Genomic DNA, 19,451 nt, shown 5'->3' with positions numbered 1-19,451 from the left:
GAGGAAGTTTTGACAGGGCTCTTTGAAAATCAGGCGACGCGTCCTCTGGCTGACCGGTTACGTCCGCGCAGCTTGTCCGAAGTCGTTGGACAGGATCATCTTGTTGGTGAAAATGGACCAATTGGCCGGATGGTCCGTGCCCGACGACTGGCCTCGATGATACTCTGGGGAACCCCGGGCTGTGGTAAAACCACGATTGCCCGGTTACTGGCCGATGTAACTGATCTTCATTTCGAACCTCTTTCTGCCATTTTTTCCGGTGTTGCGGATCTGCGTAAAATCTTTGAACGCGCCAGAGAACGACGGGCAATGGGGCAGGGCACTCTGCTCTTTATCGATGAGATCCATCGCTTCAACCGTGCCCAGCAGGATGGTTTTTTGCCACATATGGAAGATGGGACCATTGTTCTGGTTGGTGCCACGACTGAAAATCCCTCTTTTGAATTGAATGCCGCGCTGTTGTCCCGATCCCAGGTGATGGTGCTTAAGAGGCTTGATGAAGATGGCATGGATGATCTGTTGCGTCGGGCCGAACAGGAAATGGGGTTTGAATTGCCCCTGAGCCCTGAAGCCAGGCAATCTGTGATTGCCATGGCGGACGGGGATGGACGCTATCTGCTGAATATGGCGGAAGAACTGTTCACTTTACCGCCGGGGCAGGAGCTTGACAGCGGAGATCTTGCCGGGGCCATCCAGAAGCGGGCACCGATCTATGACAAGGGGCAGGAAGGGCATTACAATCTTATATCGGCCTTGCATAAGTCTTTGCGGGGTTCAGACTGTGATGCAGCGCTTTATTGGCTGGCCCGGATGCTGGCAGGAGGAGAGGATCCCAATTTTATCGCCCGGAGATTATTGCGTTTTGCCGTAGAGGATATCGGACTGGCCGACCCAAATGCGATGTCTCAGGCACTCCATGCCTGGCAGACGTTTGAAAGACTGGGGTCTCCCGAAGGTGAGCTGGCATTGGCGCAGGCTGTGATCTATCTTGGAACAGCTCCCAAATCCAATGCGGCATATAAAGCCTATAAAAGCAGTGTCAGGGCCGCTGCCGAGACGGGATCGCTATCACCCCCGATGCATATTCTTAATGCACCGACAAAAATGATGAAGGATCTGGGGTACGGCAAGAACTATGCCTATGATCACGACGCCCGGGATGGATTTTCCGGACAAAACTACTTTCCAGATAGCTTGCCAAGGGAGAAATACTACCTTCCGGTTGAGAGAGGCTTTGAGCGAGAGGTAAAAAAACGTCTGGCTTATTGGGATAAGCTACGCCAAGATCGGCAGAAAACCTGACGTTTTTATGAGAAATGCATTATACGCGTGGCTGCTATGAACTAGTGGCGATTGCGGAGGTGTGACATTTTGGTGTTTGTTGTATGAGTACTTCCTACAACAGACCGTTTTGTTTTTATCAATAAAACGACGTCCCAGCAGGTTAAGGTTACAGATGACAGAGTATTTACGTCCGCAAAAAGATCACGCAGCACTAATAACACTATCGATCCAGAGGGATTATATTCTTCCTTCGTCACCCATTCGTGCTTCTGGTCTTTCCCGTGTAATCCCGACAATGACCAGACTGGTCCAAGGGGTTCGGGAACGCGACGTTCCTCTCTATCACTCTATTCGCCTCTATAAGCCAGATGGTTCCAATGTGGATCTCTGTCGCCGCTCTGCTGTAGAAGAAGGTTTGCGTATTTTTATGCCCGGTAGTCTGGGGGCAGAGCTGGTTGATGAAATTCAGCCCGAAGGCGAGGAAGTCCGGATTAATCCCGATATTCTTTTCGATGGAAAGTTCCAGGAAATCGGCCCGGATGAATCCATTTTTTATCGCCCGCGTTGGGGGGCTTTCCATGGAACCTCCCTTGAACAGGAATTGCGTTCCCGCGGTGTTGATTCCCTGATCCTTTGCGGTTTTTCTTTTAATACAGCAACCCGCGCAACGATCTATGAAGCCAGTGCCCGTGATTTTAAAGTAGTTGTTGTTCCTGATGCGCTTTGCAATGCCAGTGAACAGGGCCTTGAAGAGTTGGGAAGAATGGGTGTTTACCTCATGGAGGCCGACGAGGTTCTCTCATGGCTCGGTACACCAAAGCAGAATGGCAAAGAAGACAGGGCTGCCTAGTTTCTTTTGTTTTTGGACTGATGGTTTCGGCGGCCTTCAGCATCAATTCAAACAGTCTCTGGCCTAGAAATTCTGTTCTACCGGACTTTGAGATTTTTCTTCATTTTCAGATAAAATAATCGACGCCAGCTTTCCAGAGCTCCGCCTTTTGTCCCTCATGTCTTGGTAAGGGTATTGAGGCAATCCGGGGGGACGATCTGCTCGACCAGATTCCAATAACGCCATACTTTTGATGCTCTCACCTTGGTTTCGCTCCATAAGCTTTGCTTTCCCCAGTGGTGCAAGAACAGAGAAGCTGATAGTGGTTTTGCCAAGTGTCGGTTTCTTTGATAGGTAATGATTTCATTATTTGGCAAAAGCGGTTTTGCCCTGATGTTATCGCCCTGAAGAGATCGTTATAGCCGAGAGCACAATGGCAGGTGGAAGATGAAAATGCTGGTAGCTGTTGCGTTCGGCGGTGCGATTGGTGCTGTGGGGCGTTATCTGGTCTATATCCTGATGGGATCGCTTGTGGGGTCCCAGATTCCCTCGGGGACACTGGCGGTAAACATTGTCGGGTCCTTTGTCATGGGGCTTCTGGTTCCCTGGCTTGCAACCGATGGCTCGGTTCCTCCTGAAATCAGAGGGTTGTTGACTGTGGGGTTGCTCGGGGCTTTTACCACCTTTTCCACTTTCGCCATGGATGCCTTTGTTCTGATTGAGCGTGGGGCCATGGTTTTGGCAGTGGTATATGTATTGTTATCGGTATTTCTGTCTATCACAGCCTTTGCAGGCGGTTTTTTTATGATGAGGTCTTTTCTGGCATGAGCGCAGTAACAATGGTCATGGTTGCGCCTGATGATGGTGGTGTTCGGCTCGACCGGTGGTTCAAGAAGCACTATCCGGCTTTCAGTTATATCCAGGTTGAAAAGATGCTGCGCAAGGGGCAGATCCGTATCGATGGCAAACGCGCCAAAGCAGCCACCCGACTGGAACCCGGGCAGGAGATCCGGGTACCACCGATGCCTGAGCGATCAAACGAGGATCGCCCGGCCAAAACTGCCAGTGAGCAGTTGATGAGCCCTGAAGAGATGCAGGCCGTGCGGGATCTGGTGATTTACAAGGATGATTCCGTTCTTGCGATCAATAAACCTGCCGGGTTGGCCGTCCAGGGGGGGACAGGCTTGAGCACGCACCTCGATGCGATGCTGGAGGCCCTGCGCTATGAAAAGCAGGAAAAACCCCGGCTTGTTCATCGGCTTGACAAGGACACGAGCGGGGTTCTTCTTCTTGCAAGAAATGCTCCGGCTGCCCGAAAACTGACAGAAGCCTTCAAGGGGAAATCCGCACGCAAGGTATACTGGGCACTGGTTTCGGCTGTTCCTCCACAGAAAAAGGGCTGGATCTATCTGCCGCTTGAAAAGCAGGCCGGGGGGCAGGGCGAAAAGATGGTTGTCGACTACGACAATGGCAAGGAAGCGCTTACGCTATACAGTATGATTGACAAGGCTGGTCGCAAGGCCGCCTGGGTTGCGCTTATGCCTTTGACTGGACGTACACATCAGTTACGAGCCCATTGTGGCGCGCTTGAAGCGCCAATCCTCGGCGACGGGAAATATGGTGGCAAGAAGGCCTATCCTCTGGGTGAAAATATCCCGAAAGATATGATGCTTCATGCCCGCGAGATCGCGGTGCCTCATCCTGATGATGGCACGACATTGCGTATTCAGGCTGCTCTGTCTCCGCATATGGTACAGGCCTGGAAGACGCTGGGCTTTAATCAGCTACATGGCGAAGGGGCAACAGAAATGCTTGAAGGATATGCTGCGGATTTATCCCACTGTCCGCCCCGCGAGCTGGGGGATTTTTTCAAACCTAAAAAACAACGGTATTAATTTGCCTCGGTACGTCCTTGTCAGGGGATATTGATTGGTTGTTTTAATAAACTGTATAGCAGGGTTTTTTGATAGATGAGTGGTCATCGTTTCAAGTTGGTGGTGTTTGATTTTGATGGCACACTGGTCGACAGTCAGGCGAATATCCATAGCTGTATGGTTCAGGCGTTTGTCGCCAATGCTCTTCCTGCGCCGACAATTGAACAGGTACGGCGGATTGTCGGGCTGAAGCTGGAATATGCGGTGGCCGAAATCCTGCAGCAGGATGGCGATTGGGAACTGGCCTGTGCGGTAAGCGATTCCTATCGACAGGCCTTTATCAAGGCACGAGAGCTGCCTGACTTCCATGAACCGGTTTTTGCCGGTGTGCGCGAAATGCTGCAACGCCTGAGCCTGTCAGAGACTTTGATGGCAGTTGCAACTGGGAAAAATCTTCGCGGTTTGCAGAAAAGTCTTGCCCATCATCAGTTTGCTGATTTTTTTGTTACTCTAAAGACGGCTGATGACGGGCCGAGCAAACCTCACCCGGAAATTCTTATTCAGGCGATGAAAGAGAATGGCGTTGAACCTGCTGATACAGTCATGATCGGGGATACGACCTATGATATCGAAATGGCCCGCGCAGCGGGAGCTGCTGCGATAGGGGTATCCTGGGGATATCACCATCAGGATGAACTTCTGAAGGCCGGGGCGCATTGTATTGTCCAGTCTTGTGATGATCTGCCCGCTGTCTTTACAGATCTGCTATAGTCTTAACAAACTTTCACTGGGTCACACTTCAAGGATTTTCTGTTCAATGTCTTCTTCTCTTGGCTTGAAACGCTTTTATAAAACCGCTTCGGCAGAACAACAGGGGGATGGCTATGTTGTTCTGCTGGATGGCAGGGTTGTTAAAACACCGGAACAGGAACCTTTGTTACTGCCAACGATGGGTTTGGCGAAGGCCGTTGCAGCAGAATGGGACGCCCAGGGTAAGGAAATCAAGCCGTCAGAAATGCCGATGATGACGCTTGCCTGTACGGCAGTTGATTGGGTAGGGGCAGCGCGCCCCCCCGTGGAAGAGAGCATTTCAGCCTATGCTGCTCATGATCTGGTGTGTTATTGGGATGCCAGTGATACTGAGCTTCTCTCAAAGCAAAAAGAAGTCTGGCAACCGCTGCTGGACTGGACTGCTCTGACTTTTGACGCCCCGCTTGTAACGACAAGCGGTCTTATCAGTATCGATCAGCCAGAGGATGCCTTGCGTGCCCTGCATAATACAGTGTGCACATTTTCCAATATGGAATTGGCAGTTTTGTCCGCGATTGTTCGAACAGGGGGGTCGCTGGTCATTGGGTTGGCCTTGTTACACGGTCATCTGAATGTTGAAAAGGCCCAGCAGGCGGTGCTTTTACACGAGATGTTCCAGATCGAACGCTGGGGAGCCGACGAAGAAGCTGAGCAGCGGCATGTTAATATCTTAACAGAGTTTCGCACTGCAATGAAATTTTTGACCTTGTCACGTGACTGAATTGTTACGAGGCTCTGGTGTTGCTATAGGGTCCATGTTATCAAGGACAACCTGTTTTGTCGCAGTGCAATACTGCGCCTCAAATATAACAACACAACAACGTGGGGGCACACGTGCAGGACATCATTCAAAAGCTGGAAGCAAAGCGACAGGCTGCCAGAACTGGCGGTGGTGAGCGTCGGATAGAAGCTCAGCATGGCAAGGGCAAACTCACCGCCCGTGAGCGCATTGATATCTTACTCGACGAAGGATCCTTTGAAGAATGGGATATGTTCGTCGAACACCGTTGTATCGATTTTGGCATGGAAGGCCAGAAAGTTCCCGGTGATGGGGTTGTAACCGGACATGGCACGATCAATGGTCGGCTGGTCTTTGTTTACAGCCAGGATTTTACCGTTTTTGGCGGGTCACTTTCCGCATCGCATGCGGATAAGATCTCCAAAATCATGGACAAGGCCATGGAAGTGGGCGCACCGGTTATCGGCCTTAACGATTCTGGTGGTGCCCGTATCCAGGAGGGTGTCGACTCCCTTGCCGGGTATGCCGAGATCTTTCAACGCAATGCCATGGCATCTGGTGTTGTGCCCCAGATTTCCATGATCATGGGCCCCTGCGCGGGTGGTGCGGTTTATTCCCCGGCTTTGACTGATTTTATTTTTATGGTCAAGGACAGCTCCTACATGTTCGTGACCGGCCCGGATGTGGTCAAGACTGTGACACACGAAGAAGTCACAGCCGAAGAACTGGGCGGAGCTGTTACCCATACCAGCAAATCCGGTGTTGCCGATCTGGCATTCGAAAATGATGTCATTGCGCTGCTGGAATTGCGTCGTTTTATGGACTTCCTGCCATCGTCCAACCGTGAAAAGGCACCCGCACGGCCTACCGCGGATGCAGCGGATCGCGATGAATATTCCCTCGATACACTGATTCCGGATAATCCGAACAAACCCTACGACATGAAGGAACTGATCATCAAAATGGTTGATGACGGTGATTTCTTCGAGATCCAGCCTGATTACGCCGGAAATATTCTGGTTGGAATGGCCCGGATTGACGGGGAAAGTGTCGGAATTGTTGCTAACCAGCCGATGGTTCTGGCCGGTTGTCTGGATATTGCTTCCTCGATCAAAGCAGCTCGTTTTGTTCGTTTCTGTGACTGTTTCAATATTCCGATTGTTACATTGGTTGATGTGCCTGGCTTCCTTCCCGGTACCTCCCAGGAATATAATGGGATTATCAAGCACGGTGCCAAACTGCTTTATGCCTATGCCGAAGCAACCGTTCCCAAGGTGACGGTGATTACCCGCAAAGCTTACGGTGGCGCTTATGATGTGATGGCCTCCAAACACCTGCGTGGGGATGTCAACTATGCCTGGCCGACTTCTGAAATCGCGGTCATGGGCCCCAAAGGAGCAGTGGAAATCATTTTCCGTCAGGATATCGGAGATGCAGCAAAGATCGAGGCGCGGACAGAAGAATACCGGACCAAGTTCGCCAATCCTTTTGTCGCCGCTTCCCGGGGCTTTATTGATGATGTGATCATGCCGCATGGTACCAGACGTCGCGTCGCAAAGGCTTTGCGAATGCTGCAGAACAAGCAGCAGCAGAATCCGTGGAAAAAACACAACAACATGCCACTGTAATGAATTGGAAAAGGCCGTTGTCGGCTGATCCGTTTTTTCACAGTGTCGCAATGCAGCAGGGGGCTTGATACCGTGGCCTTGTTTGAAAAGATCCTAATTGCAAACCGTGGCGAAATTGCTTGCCGCGTCATCCGTACTGCCCAACGACTGGGTATTAAGACGGTTGCCGTTTATTCTGACGCAGATGCCTCGTCTCTTCATGTGAAAATGGCTGATGAAGCTGTTCGTATTGGGCCAGCCGCATCTGCGGAAAGTTATCTGGTGATCGACAAGATCATTGCAGCCTGCAAAGAGACGGGGGCGCAAGCGGTTCATCCCGGCTTTGGCTTTCTGTCCGAGAATGCAGCTTTTGTGAAGGCACTTGATGATGCTGGCGTGGTCTTTATCGGCCCGCCAACCAAAGCCATTGGTGCCATGGGTGACAAGATCGAGTCAAAGCATCTGGCCAAACAGTCCAATGTCAGCACGGTGCCGGGCCACATGGATCTGATTAAAGATGCAGAGGAAGCCGTCCGGATTTCTTCAGACATTGGCTATCCCGTCATGATCAAGGCCTCTGCCGGTGGTGGTGGTAAGGGCATGCGTGTTGCCTATAATGATGCCGAAGCCCGCGAGGGATATCGTTCTGCACAGAATGAGGCACGTTCCAGTTTTGGGGACGACCGGATCTTTATCGAAAAGTTTATCGAAGAGCCCCGCCACATCGAAATCCAGGTGATCGGGGATAAACACGGCAACATCATTCATCTTGGCGAGCGGGAGTGTTCCATTCAGCGCCGTCATCAGAAGGTAATTGAAGAAGCCCCATCCCCTTTCCTCGACGAGAAAACCCGGGCTGCGATGGGCTCTGAAGCTGTCGCGCTTTCCCGGGCCGTGAACTATTACTCTGCAGGAACCGTTGAGTTTATTGTCGACAAGGACAAAAATTTTTACTTCCTGGAAATGAACACCCGTATTCAGGTTGAGCATCCGGTTACAGAACTGATTACAGGCATTGATATTGTCGAATGGATGATCCGGGTTGCGGCTGGCGAGAAACTGGCCCTGACCCAGGAGCAGGTCAAGCTTGAAGGCTGGGCTGTTGAGTCCCGTGTCTATGCCGAAGATCCCTTGCGCAATTTCCTACCCTCCATTGGTCGTCTGGTGCGCTATCAAGCTCCGGAAGCTGAAGGTGATCTAAATGGTCGCCCTCTGATCAGAGTTGACAGCGGGGTTGAGGAAGGGTCTGAGATCTCCATGTTCTATGATCCGATGATCGCCAAGCTGGTGACCTATGGTCCTGACCGCCTTTCTGCAATCAAAACCATGCGAACGGCTCTTGATTCCTTCTATATCAGAGGCATCAACCACAATATGGGCTTTCTTTCCACGGTAATGTCCCAGGAGCGTTTTGTCGAAGGACGCCTGACGACAAATTATATCGTCGAAGAGTTTCCGGATGGTTTCCTGGGCATTGAACTGGACAAGGACAATCTAAACCTTTTGGTGTCTGTTGCAGCTGTCCTGCAAACTAATTTGTCAGAACAGATCGCTCTGGCAGCTCATATCAATGGTTACCGGGGTGTTGATATTCCGGTCGAACTGACTGTCTTTATCAATCGGGAAGGCCATTCTGTCGTTATCGATTTGCAAGATGATGGTTATCTGGTTTCCGGCGATGACTTTGAAACACTGGTCCGTGGAGATTGGGCTCCTGACCAGTTGGTCTTCTTTGCCGAGGTTAATGGCGAGGAAACGGTGGTCCAGGTGGATCGTCAGGAGGCCAGCCTGTCCCTGACCCTTTCTGGTGTCACAGTAGAGGCGCTGGTTCTCGAAACCCGCCTTGCCAGATACAATGAGCTGATGCCGGAAAAACTGCCCCCGGATCTGTCGAAATTTTTGCTTTCTCCTATGCCAGGTCTGTTGGTCTCTGTTGCTGTTGAAGAGGGACAGACGGTCAAGGCTGGGGAAGAGCTGGCCGTGATCGAGGCCATGAAAATGGAAAATATCCTGCGTGCAGGAAAAGATCTGACAGTTGCCAAGATATCAGCCTCTGCAGGTGAGAGTCTTGTTGTAGATCAAGTGATTATCGAATTTGAATGATTTTTTACATCATCGATTTGGTTTCGCTGGGGGGCTGCATTTTTTGCAGCCCTTTTCTATAATGTTCCCTATAGTGTCTAGGGTGTGATTGTTGATGGCTTGACCCTTAAGAAATAAGGACAGGCAAGAGAAAAAATGGGTTGATAATGGATCAGTTGGAACTGCCCCGTGATGTTATCTGGTCAGAGCGCCGCTTCTGGTTCGAAGAGTTGGAAGCAAAGTACAGTGTGTCGGGCTCTCCTTCTCCGGGGGAGCAGGCCTGTGCCCTGATGATTGATCTTCAGGCGGTTTTCTGTACCGGGGCCTGGGCCGCAACAGTTATTCTGGCTTCATCAATTATTCAGGCTCAGATCAAGGAGTGTGGTGGTCATCTTGACTGGATTGAACCGGATGATCTTTCCTGGATCAACAAGCTGCGCAATCGCCTGGTACACGGGGACAAACGTAAACCGGGGCTGACAATCCAGGACCAGTGGCTGAAACGGCCAGAGTGGGAAGCCTATGCCCGAAAATCGGTTGAAGTAACCTTTCGGGCGCTTTATCGGTAGATAATATTTTGATGATCGCCGTCATGTAGGAGAAATACGATTTCTAAACAGATCAGAGTGTTGATTTCGGGGCGTGTCCAAGGGGTCTGGTATCGGCGCTGGACAGTTAATACAGCAAGCGCTCTGGGCCTGTCGGGCTGGGTACGCAACCTGGCAAGTGGGCAGGTAGAAGCTGTTTTTTGTGGCGAGGACGATATTGTCGACCAGATGTTGCTGGCCTGCCAGACCGGCCCTGAGTTGGCTCATGTGACTGCGATAGTAACAGAGCCTGATAGTTCACAACTCAGTGCTGATAAAACCTTTAGCAAACTTGAGGATGGATAAGCAGGTCCACTTTACGAAGACTGTTCAGACAGAAGAGGAGAGTGTCGGAACAAATACCTCGTAAAAGGCTTCTTTCAGCGCAACATCGAGATCTTCCATAGAGACACAAAGGCCGAGATCAACCAGAGATGTCACGCCGTGTTCGTTGATGCCACAGGGGACAATGCCTTGAAAATGGGATAGCTCGGGGTCCAGATTGATAGAAATGCCGTGGAACGAGACCCACTTGCGGACCCGGACACCTATGGCTGCAATCTTGTCCTCCCGGCCATTACCACGGTCAATCCAGATTCCAACGCGCCCTTCGCGGCGCTCTCCGCGAATATTGAACTTGGCAAGTGTCCGGATAACCCATTCTTCCAGGTTGAATACGAACTTTCTCACATCCTTGTTGTACAGGTTAAGATCAAGCATGACGTAGGCGACGCGCTGTCCTGGCCCGTGGTAGGTATATTGTCCACCGCGTCCGGCATTAAAAACAGGGAAGCGGTCTGGCTCGAGCAGATCGCTGGAATCGGCAGATGTACCTGCGGTGTAGAGGGAAGGGTGCTCGAGCAGCCAGACAGTCTGGGGCGCTGTTCGGGTGAAAATTTCCCCAACGCGTTGATCCATGAAATCAAGGGCTTCGGGATAATCGACAGGACTTTCCGAATTTCTCCATTCGATTCCCAGATCACCTTTTGTAATCACCTGTGAATTTTTCAAGATTTTGCTCATCCTGTCTATGGCAGCGGGGCAGTTGTTATGTTTTAATCACGACAGGGTGTCGCGCTTCGGCGCCACTCTGTCAAGACCATCACTGGCAAGCATGCTGCTTCCCCGGCAGTCTGACGAATAAATATCGAAAATACACAGGGTACTGCCTGCCCCAAGGAGCAATAAAGTTTATGACGCAAGACCTGCGCGATGCCGCACTGTTTTATCACCGTTATCCCACTCCAGGAAAATTGGAAATTTCGGCAACCAAACCTCTCGGTAACCAGCGGGATCTGGCTTTGGCCTATTCTCCGGGCGTTGCTGCCGCCTGTGAAGTGATTGTCGAAGATCCGGCAGAGGCCTCAACGGTGACGGCAAGGGGAAATCTTGTCGGGGTTATCACGAATGGTACGGCGGTACTGGGGCTCGGCGCGATTGGCCCGCTGGCGGCAAAGCCTGTGATGGAAGGAAAGGCGGTTCTTTTCAAGAAATTCGCCGGCATTGATGTTTTTGACATTGAAATTGATGAAAAAGATCCAGATCGTCTGATTTCTGTGATTGCGGCGCTGGAGCCGACCTTTGGCGGGATCAATCTTGAAGATATCAAGGCCCCGGAATGCTTCATTGTCGAGGATGCCTTGCGCAAGAAGATGAAGATACCGGTCTTCCATGATGATCAGCATGGAACGGCCATTATCGTCGCTGCTGCGATCTATAATGCCTTGCGTCTGGTTAACAAGGATATGAAACAGGTCAAGGTCGTTGCCTCCGGAGCTGGGGCTGCTGCGCTGGCGTGTCTCAATCTTCTCGTCTCGCTTGGATTTGATCGCAAAAATATCTGGGTTACGGATATTGAGGGCGTCGTCTACAAGGGACGCGAAAAGTTGATGGATCCCTGGAAATCTGTGTTCGCTCAGGAAACCGAGGCCCGAACGCTGGCAGATGTGATTGACGGGGCAGATATTTTCCTTGGTTTGTCTGCACCAGGCGTTCTTAAACCCGACTATGTCAGATCCATGGCAGCCAACCCGATTATCATGGCGCTGGCCAACCCGACGCCAGAAATCATGCCGGAAGAGGTCAAGGCCATTCGCGATGATGCCATTATGGCGACGGGGCGGTCTGATTATCCGAACCAGGTGAATAATGTTCTTTGTTTCCCCTATATTTTCAGGGGCGCTCTTGATGTTGGGGCAACCGCAATCAACGAAGAGATGAAAGTTGCCTGTGTGAAGGCTATCGCCGATCTGGCGATGGAAGAGCAGGACGAGATTGTTATCAAGGCCATGGGGGGCGAAGCCAAAAACTTTGGCCCGGAATACATAATCCCAAGTCCGTTTGATCCGCGCCTGATCTCGATCATTGCACCTGCTGTGGCCAAGGCAGCCATGGAAACGGGTGTTGCTACCCGTCCGCTGGAGGATCTTGACGCTTACCGCGAAAAACTGAGCCGATTTGTCTATCGTTCTGGGCTGGTGATGAAGCCGATCTTCGAGCGGGCAAAAAATGATCCCAAACGTGTGATCTATGCAGAAGGCGAGGACGAAAGGGTTCTCCGCGCGGTCCAGGTTGCCCTGGATGAAAAGCTGGCTGTTCCTATTGTCGTTGGCCGTCCGGATGTGGTTCAGATGCGGCTTGACCGCGTCGGGATCAAACTGACGGTTGGCAAGGATTTTGAGATCATAAATCCCAACGATGATCCCCGCTTTAATGATTACTGGACCACCTATCACCAGCGGATGGAACGCAAGGGAATTTCTCCTGAAAATGCCAAGGTGATTGTCAGAACCCGCAACACAGTTATCGCTGCACTGGCGGTTTATCTGGGGGATGCCGACGCCATGATCTGTGGTGTAACCGGCAGTTACCATCGTCATCTTAATCATATTCGTGGTGTAATTGGTTTGCAGGAAGGCGTGAGTGATCTTTCTTCCTTGAACCTTTTGCTGATGCAGCGCGGCACCTATTTTATGGCCGATACCTATGTTACCGAAAATCCGACATCGGAACAGATCGCCGAAACGACGATCTTGGCCGCAAAACATGTCAGCCGTTTTGGAATCGAGCCACGGGTTGCGCTTTTGTCACATTCCAACTTCGGCAGTTCCAATAGCGAATCCGCCTGTAAGGTTCGCAAGGCACTTTCCCTGATTGCCGAGCGGGCACCTGGTCTTGAGGTGGATGGGGAAATGCATGCAGATGCGGCTCTGGATGTTGAGCTCAGACAAAGGGTTTTCCCAAATTCCAACTTGACCGGGCCTGCCAATCTTTTGATTTTTCCGACACTTGATGCGGCAAACATTGCCTTTAACCTGTTGAAAACAGTTGAAGACGGCCTGCCCGTTGGTCCCATCCTTGTGGGGACGGCCCAGCCTGCCCATATTCTTACAGCCTCGGTAACGGGCAGGGGGGTTGTGAACATGACCGCGATTGCGGTAGTTGATGCTCAGAACAGAGAAAGGCGCAAAGTCAAATAGACGCCTTGGAGTCTTCGCCTGTGCATCGCGCAAGCGGTGGATGAAGTAACGGGAATACAAGGGGGGTAGCAGATGAGCGAAGATCTGAAAGACGAGAATCAGACCCAGAATCCCCCCGAAGACGAGGGCTACGGCTTTTCAGCGGATCTGTTTCACGCTGTTGAAGATGCCCTTGAAGAAAGCCGTGTTGCCGAAGTTGAAGATCTGGTTGAAGGTCTTCACGAAGCCGACACGGCTGACCTTCTGGAAAGTCTTGGTCGCGAAGAACGCCAACTGCTCATGGAAATCATGGGGGCCGGGTTTGATCCGGAAATTCTTCCCTATCTTGATGAGACCGTTCGGGAAGAGATTGTCGAATGGCTGGGGCCGGCGGGCTTTGCCAAGCTGGTTCAGGCGCTGGACAGTGATGACGCCGTTGAGCTTGTCCAGGAGCTCGATGAAGACATGCGGATCCGCATTCTTGCGGCTCTGCCCCAGGCCTATCGGAGGGTAATCGAGGAAAGTCTCAGTTACCCCGAGGATTCAGCCGGTCGTTTGATGCAACGCGAAATTGTCGCGGTGCCCTCGGTCTGGACCGTTGGGGAAACCATAGACTACATGCGGGTAACAGACAGCCTGCCTGATGATTTTTACGATATCTATATTGTTGATCCCCGGCACCATCCCGTCGGGTTCATTCCTGCCAGCCGGATGATGCGTTCTGTGCGTTCTGTGCGCCTTGACCAGATTATGGAAGAAGACATGCGGGTGATCCCGCTGGATCTGGATCAGGAAGATGTGGCGCACATGTTCCGGCAATATGATCTCATCTCTGCTCCGGTGGTGGAAAAAAGTGGCCGTCTGGTCGGGGTGATTACCATTGATGACGTGGTCGACGTGATCGATGAAGAGGCTGGCGATGACCTTATGAAAATGGGCGGGGTGAACGAGGCTGATTTTTATGATGATGTCGCGGATACCACAAAATCCCGCTTTACCTGGCTCGCGGTCAATCTTGTCACTGCTGTGCTCGCCTCAGCTGTGATCGGGCTGTTTGATGCTACAATTGAAAAGGTTGTCGCTCTGGCTGTGCTCATGCCGATTGTCGCTTCGATGGGGGGAAATGCAGGAACGCAAACCCTGACAGTTGCAGTCCGCTCGCTTGCCATGAAAAACCTGTCTGAGATCAACGCATCCCGTTTTATCAGCAAAGAACTGATTATCGGCTTTATCAATGGAGGGCTTTTTGCGCTCCTGACGGGAACTGTTGCCTGGCTCTGGTTCGGGCAGCCGGATCTGGCGCTGGTTATTGCTGCCGCCATGATTATCAATATGGTTGTTGCCGGACTCTGTGGGGCTCTCATTCCACTGGGGCTGGAACATTTTAAAGTTGATCCGGCTGTTGCATCGTCAGTTTTTCTGACCACGGTGACCGACATCATCGGATTTTTTGCTTTTCTCGGTCTGGCGACATTTTTTCTTCTCTGAGTCCTTGCCTGGCTTTTTTATCGAAACAGGGACGGTTTGCTCCGTAAGACGAGAGAAAAAATGGGTAAGATAACAAGTCGCTAATCGTTTTTTTCTTCGTCCTGTCCTTGAAGGGATCCCCCCATGGACAGGGCGAAAAATAACATTTTCCTGAACAAGACCCTGTCTTTATTGACTGATTCAGTGAAAGGCGTAAGGTGCGCCTGTAGGGCTTTCTGGCCTTGAAAGATAAACTTCTAAGGAGTGGCTGCGTGCCAACCGTCTTGATTACAGGTGCCAACAAGGGCATCGGCCTCGCTTTCGCCAAATCTTTTGCCGTTGATGGATGGAAGGTTCATGCCTGCTGTCGCCAGCCTGACAAGGCTGTTGATCTGAAAAGTATCGAAGGCAATGTGGCTTTGCACAAGCTCGAGGTGACGGATGGTTTGCGTCTGGCCGGCCTTGCGCGCGAGATTATTGACGAGCCAATTGATATCCTGATCAATAACGCGGGCTATTTTGGACCTCGCATGCCTTTTGGCGAAACGGATTACGATGACTGGGCCTATACCTTTCTTGTCAATTCCATGGGACCCTTGCGCATGGCTGAACATTTTGTCGAGCATGTCGCCAGGAGCGAGCGGCGCCTGATTGTCAATATCTCAAGCAAGATGGGCTCGCTGTCTGCGAACGAAAGCGGGGGCGGGTATGTCTATCGCTCTTCCAAGGCTGCATTGAACATGGTGAGTAAAAGCCTTGCCATTGATCTTCAGGAAAAAGGTATTTCTGTTATCGCAGTTCATCCCGGGCATGTTCAGACAGATATGGGCGGAGAGGATGCTCCTGTAAGTATTTCAAAATCTGTATCCGGCCTGCGCAAGGTTATCACCAAGGTGACTGAGGCAGATACAGGCAAATTTTTTAATTATGATGGAAGTATTATCCCCTGGTAGCCCCCTGGTAGAAAGGATGTCATATGTCTGTATTGCTGAGTGAAGAGCATAATCTTATTCGTGAAACTGCCCGCGATTTCTCCCGCGAACAACTGGCACCCTTTGCCGCCGAATGGGATAAAAAATCTCTTTTCCCCAAAGATGCAATCAAGGCAATGGGTGAGCTTGGCTTTATGGGCATGTTGGTCCCGCCCGAACTGGGAGGCGCCGGTACAGATCATGTTTCTTATGTTCTCGCGCTGATCGAAATTGCAGCAGGGGACGGATCCTGTTCAACGGTGATGTCGGTCCAGAACTCGCTGGTTTGCTCCCCGATCCAGAACTACGGTAACGAAGATCAAAAGAAACGCTATCTTGGGCCACTGGCGCGGGGTGAGATGCTTGGCTGTTTTGGCCTTACGGAACCGGGTGCCGGCTCTGATGCAGCGGCTCTGACGACCAAAGCCCGCCGGGAGGGAAGTGATTATGTTCTGTCCGGTAGCAAGCAGTTTATCTCGACCGGGAGCAATGCAGACCTCGCTGTTGTCTTTGCCGTAACCGATCCGGCTGCTGGTAAAAAGAGGATTACAGCCTTTCTGGTTCCGACGGATACACCAGGGTTCACCTGCGCCAAGATCGAGGAAAAACTTGGTCAACATGCGTCGGATACAGCCCATCTGGTTTTTGAAGACTGCCGTATCCCCCTTGAAAACCGTCTTGGCGAAGAGGGAGAGGGCTATAAAATTGCCCTGTCCAACCTTGAGGGGGGGCGTTTGGGGATTGCCTCCCAGTCGATTGGCATGGCCCGAAGTGCCTATCAGGCTGCCCGGCGTTATGCAAAAGAACGTAAGACTTTTGGCAAAGCGATTGCCGAACATCAGGCAGTTGCCTTCCGACTGGCAGATATGGCAACCCGTCTTCAGGCTGCTGAATTGATGGTTCTGGAAGCTGCCCGTCTTCGCGATGCCGGACTTCCCTGTTTGAAAGAAGCCTCCATGGCCAAGCTTTTTGCCTCGGAAATGGCAGAACAGGTTTGCTCGGATGCCATTCAGGTTCACGGAGGGTATGGGTATCTGCGTGATTACGAGGTCGAGCGGATCTACCGTGATGTACGCGTTTGCCAGATCTATGAGGGAACATCGGATATTCAGCGTTTGATTATCAGCCGGCAAATTCTTCAGGAAGACGAGGCATAGACGAAATGGCTCGGCGGATAGATTTCTATTTTGATTTTTCCAGCCCTTATGCCTATTTCGCGGCACTGGAAATCAACGTCCTTGGCAAAAAACATGACTGTGAAGTCAGGTGGCATCCGATTCTGCTCGGGGCTGTTTTCAAGACCACCGGGGCCAAACCTCTGCTTCAGATGCCCCTGAAGGGGGCTTATGCCCAACACGACCTGGAACGGACAGCCCGGATGAAAGGTCTGCCATTCTGTTTGCCTGCCTCAGTTCCTTTTGTATCTCTTGCCGCAAGCCGCTTGTTCTATTGGATTGCGGAAGAACAGGACGTCGCTCTTGCCCAGAGTTTTGCCCGCAATGTTTTCAAGGCGGGCTACCAAATGGGAATGGATATCTCTGCGCCAGTGGTCATCAGTGATATAGCTGTTGCTCTGGGCGTGTCGCGCGATCAGGTGGAAGAGGCACTTACCAGTCCCGTAGTGAAGACAAGATTACGTGAGGAAGTGACTGCCGCGGAAGAGCAGGGGGTCTTTGGCAGTCCCTTTTTCCTGGTTGAAGGAGAGGCTTTCTGGGGATATGACCGTTTGCAGATGCTTGATGACTGGCTCTCCCGCGGTGGATGGTAAGATCCAGAATCCAGTCTGCTCTGGTATTGCAGAGGACAACTGTACAATCTTGAGGCAAACCACCCAGCCAGCTTGCGAGAGGCTCTGGACGGGGTAACTGTTCTGGTTTTTGGAAAGGAGTTGCATCAATGCCGATGAGGCAACGGGGGATCTGGAAAGCAATGGGCTTTACCGCTTTCTTTCTTTTGCTGGTGGCTCTGGCAATAGGTTCGATCAACCCGTTACATCTGACGGTTTTTCTGTCGTTGGTTCTCTGTTCTATTGCTTTTCTGTTGAGTGTTTTCCCCGGAAGTCGGTTTTTTACTATCGCGATGGCCAATTTCATCGCGCTCTATGCCTGTATCTTTAACTTTCTGGTGACGAGTAACTTTTCCACCATCGAGCCGGTATTCAGTTCTATCGGTTTTATTCTTCCCATGATTGGTTTTTTTGGCGGCACCTGGTTACATCGCAAAAACATAAAATCGATTGTTCTCGCGCATCAACTCCCAGCTGCGCGTGGATTTCGGGCTTCGATTGGCTGGTTGTTTCCCATAACAGGAATCGGCCTCGTTTCTTTTTTCTTCCCACGAAACCTGTTTCCTCTGATCTGGGAAGAGGTGATCTTTTTTGTTGCAATGGGCGGGATTGCGCTTGTTGTTCTCTTTGTCAGCAAGCAGATTGCGACATTCCTGCTGGACTGTGGTCTCTTGTTTGAGGCGTTTTTTCTACGCATTGAGCCGCTGATCGTGCCAGCATTTGCGTTTCTGACGTTTTATTCGATGAACGTCATGGTCTTTGGTTTTATTTACCGGATTCTTGACCACTATTCATCCGAGATTCATTTTACAATTTCTGGGGAGGCCAGAGCGATTTCTTTCATGGAAAGCCTGTATTTCTCTATTATCACACTAAGCACAGTTGGTTATGGAGATATCGTTCCACGCTCTGATGTGGCACGGAGCATTGTTTCTCTGCAAATTGTTGTCAGTGTCATGCTCCTTCTGTTTGGTTTCTCCGAAATCATGTCCTATTCCAGAAGCAGGAATCATCAGAAATAATCTGTTGGTGAGCGATTGGCCTCCGTTTGTGGCGGGGGAAGGGATGCATGGAATCACCGTTGTTTCTGCCGAACGGGATTCGTTGTCTCTTTTTGAGACAGTGGTTATTAATTTTCTGTTCTGATTCTTTTCTACAGTTTTCGAGTATCCAAAAGTTATGCCGCTAAATTTGATCAAACTCTCGGTTGGAACCGAAACCCCGGAAACCCTCGAAGTCTTCCAGGCACAGAGAAAGCGGGATCATGGGGTGATTTTTCACCAAACCCGTATGTTTCCCAAGCGCCGGGACGAGATTATCGCTGGGGGATCTATCTACTGGGTCATCAAGGGACAGATCCGGGCCCGTCAGCTGGTGACTGATATTATTCGGGTCGAAGACCAGGACGGGCGCTCCATGACCCGCTTTATTCTCGATTCCAAACTGGTCCTGGTTCATAACAGGCGTCATAGGGCTTTTCAGGGATGGCGTTACTTCCGTGAAGAGGATGTGCCGCCTGATCTTGGCGAAAACGATTCTCTCGACCATGATTTACCGGAAGATATGGCGCTGGAGCTAGAGAAACTGGGACTTCTCTAGGGGAAGGCCTTCGAATTTTCATGCCTGGTTAAGGGCTCTGGGGAAAAAAAATCAACTTTATTGTTTTTTTGTGTTTACAAGGTCCGGATAGGTCCTTATAACCCGGCTTCACCAGCGAGGAGCTACGGCGAAACACTGGCGGGTCACAAGGAAAGCAAGAGAGTTCTTGCACTTCGAAATGACCGACCTTATAATGGTCAACCCTGGCGGCCTGAATGCAGGCAGCTATTTCCGGGAAGATTGTTCTAAGAAAATCCTTGACGGATGGTTCCTCCGGGTTCTATATCGTCTTGCTCTTGGGGGCTTTGGTTGCCGGGAGTTATTTGGTTGTTTGACATTGTAGATATGAAATTGGAAA

The 19,451-nt window shown here is 51.1% G+C and carries 18 protein-coding genes; 17 read left to right on the top strand and 1 reads right to left on the bottom strand.

Annotated features, from left to right (window positions below):
* Nucleotides 1-9: 9 nt before the first annotated feature.
* The 10 genes from O4H49_RS19525 (at nucleotide 10) to O4H49_RS19480 (ending at nucleotide 10,118) form a co-directional block, all read left to right on the top strand.
* The gene (locus O4H49_RS19525; RefSeq protein WP_269425126.1) at nucleotides 10-1,302 is read left to right on the top strand and encodes a replication-associated recombination protein A; all 1,293 of its coding nucleotides are present in this window, start codon (nucleotides 10-12) and stop codon (nucleotides 1,300-1,302) included.
* A 154-nt stretch (nucleotides 1,303-1,456) separates the two neighbouring features.
* Nucleotides 1,457-2,134 carry a cysteine hydrolase family protein gene (locus O4H49_RS19520; RefSeq protein ID WP_269425125.1) on the top strand — a complete coding sequence of 226 codons (678 nt, stop codon included), beginning with the start codon at nucleotides 1,457-1,459 and terminating at the stop codon, nucleotides 2,132-2,134.
* A 426-nt stretch (nucleotides 2,135-2,560) separates the two neighbouring features.
* Nucleotides 2,561-2,941 carry a fluoride efflux transporter CrcB gene (gene crcB / locus O4H49_RS19515; RefSeq protein ID WP_269425124.1) on the top strand — a complete coding sequence of 127 codons (381 nt, stop codon included), beginning with the start codon at nucleotides 2,561-2,563 and terminating at the stop codon, nucleotides 2,939-2,941.
* Nucleotides 2,938-4,008 carry an RluA family pseudouridine synthase gene (locus tag O4H49_RS19510; protein WP_269425123.1) on the top strand — a complete coding sequence of 357 codons (1,071 nt, stop codon included), beginning with the start codon at nucleotides 2,938-2,940 and terminating at the stop codon, nucleotides 4,006-4,008. Before crcB ends, O4H49_RS19510 begins: the two co-directional genes overlap by 4 nt.
* Before the next feature lie 75 nt (nucleotides 4,009-4,083).
* Complete coding sequence (locus O4H49_RS19505; protein WP_269425122.1) at nucleotides 4,084-4,758, top strand: HAD-IA family hydrolase; 675 nt, start codon at nucleotides 4,084-4,086, stop codon at nucleotides 4,756-4,758.
* A 46-nt stretch (nucleotides 4,759-4,804) separates the two neighbouring features.
* Nucleotides 4,805-5,518: an ATP12 family chaperone protein gene (locus O4H49_RS19500; protein WP_269425121.1), complete on the top strand. Its 714-nt coding sequence runs from the start codon at nucleotides 4,805-4,807 to the stop codon at nucleotides 5,516-5,518.
* Between the two features lie 113 nt (nucleotides 5,519-5,631).
* On the top strand, nucleotides 5,632-7,164 hold the full coding sequence (locus O4H49_RS19495) for an acyl-CoA carboxylase subunit beta (RefSeq protein WP_020592309.1): 1,533 nt from the start codon (nucleotides 5,632-5,634) through the stop codon (nucleotides 7,162-7,164).
* 78 nt (nucleotides 7,165-7,242) lie between these two features.
* Nucleotides 7,243-9,246 (top strand): acetyl-CoA carboxylase biotin carboxylase subunit, encoded by a 2,004-nt coding sequence (locus O4H49_RS19490; RefSeq protein ID WP_269425138.1) that lies wholly within the window; start codon nucleotides 7,243-7,245, stop codon nucleotides 9,244-9,246.
* A 146-nt stretch (nucleotides 9,247-9,392) separates the two neighbouring features.
* On the top strand, nucleotides 9,393-9,794 hold the full coding sequence (locus tag O4H49_RS19485) for a hypothetical protein (RefSeq protein WP_269425120.1): 402 nt from the start codon (nucleotides 9,393-9,395) through the stop codon (nucleotides 9,792-9,794).
* A gap of 39 nt (nucleotides 9,795-9,833) precedes the next feature.
* Nucleotides 9,834-10,118, top strand: a complete 285-nt coding sequence (locus O4H49_RS19480) for an acylphosphatase (RefSeq protein WP_269425137.1) — start codon at nucleotides 9,834-9,836, stop codon at nucleotides 10,116-10,118.
* 24 nt (nucleotides 10,119-10,142) lie between these two features.
* Here O4H49_RS19480 and lipB read toward each other — a convergent pair whose 3' ends face one another.
* Nucleotides 10,143-10,823: a lipoyl(octanoyl) transferase LipB gene (gene lipB / locus O4H49_RS19475; protein ID WP_269425119.1), complete on the bottom strand. Its 681-nt coding sequence runs from the start codon at nucleotides 10,821-10,823 to the stop codon at nucleotides 10,143-10,145.
* A 182-nt stretch (nucleotides 10,824-11,005) separates the two neighbouring features.
* On the opposite strand from lipB, the gene O4H49_RS19470 reads away from it, so the two are divergent.
* The 7 genes from O4H49_RS19470 to O4H49_RS19440 all read left to right on the top strand — a co-directional run bounded on the left by O4H49_RS19470 (nucleotide 11,006) and on the right by O4H49_RS19440 (nucleotide 19,093).
* Nucleotides 11,006-13,291: an NADP-dependent malic enzyme gene (locus O4H49_RS19470; RefSeq protein ID WP_269425118.1), complete on the top strand. Its 2,286-nt coding sequence runs from the start codon at nucleotides 11,006-11,008 to the stop codon at nucleotides 13,289-13,291.
* A 72-nt stretch (nucleotides 13,292-13,363) separates the two neighbouring features.
* On the top strand, nucleotides 13,364-14,758 hold the full coding sequence (gene mgtE / locus O4H49_RS19465) for a magnesium transporter (protein WP_269425117.1): 1,395 nt from the start codon (nucleotides 13,364-13,366) through the stop codon (nucleotides 14,756-14,758).
* Between the two features lie 251 nt (nucleotides 14,759-15,009).
* Nucleotides 15,010-15,690: an SDR family oxidoreductase gene (locus O4H49_RS19460; protein ID WP_269425116.1), complete on the top strand. Its 681-nt coding sequence runs from the start codon at nucleotides 15,010-15,012 to the stop codon at nucleotides 15,688-15,690.
* Nucleotides 15,691-15,713: 23 nt separating this feature from the next.
* Nucleotides 15,714-16,865 carry an acyl-CoA dehydrogenase gene (locus O4H49_RS19455; protein ID WP_269425115.1) on the top strand — a complete coding sequence of 384 codons (1,152 nt, stop codon included), beginning with the start codon at nucleotides 15,714-15,716 and terminating at the stop codon, nucleotides 16,863-16,865.
* A 5-nt stretch (nucleotides 16,866-16,870) separates the two neighbouring features.
* Nucleotides 16,871-17,476 (top strand): 2-hydroxychromene-2-carboxylate isomerase, encoded by a 606-nt coding sequence (locus O4H49_RS19450; protein WP_269425114.1) that lies wholly within the window; start codon nucleotides 16,871-16,873, stop codon nucleotides 17,474-17,476.
* A gap of 128 nt (nucleotides 17,477-17,604) precedes the next feature.
* A complete protein-coding gene (locus O4H49_RS19445; RefSeq protein WP_269425113.1) occupies nucleotides 17,605-18,516 on the top strand; it encodes a potassium channel family protein in 912 nt (303 codons plus the stop codon).
* Between the two features lie 157 nt (nucleotides 18,517-18,673).
* Complete coding sequence (locus tag O4H49_RS19440; RefSeq protein WP_269425112.1) at nucleotides 18,674-19,093, top strand: DUF1489 family protein; 420 nt, start codon at nucleotides 18,674-18,676, stop codon at nucleotides 19,091-19,093.
* Nucleotides 19,094-19,451: the final 358 nt, after the last annotated feature.

Source organism: Kiloniella laminariae (assembly GCF_027214005.1).
Taxonomy (GTDB): Bacteria; Pseudomonadota; Alphaproteobacteria; order Kiloniellales; family Kiloniellaceae; genus Kiloniella; species Kiloniella laminariae_A.
This window is presented reverse-complemented; position numbering and strand designations above follow the sequence as displayed.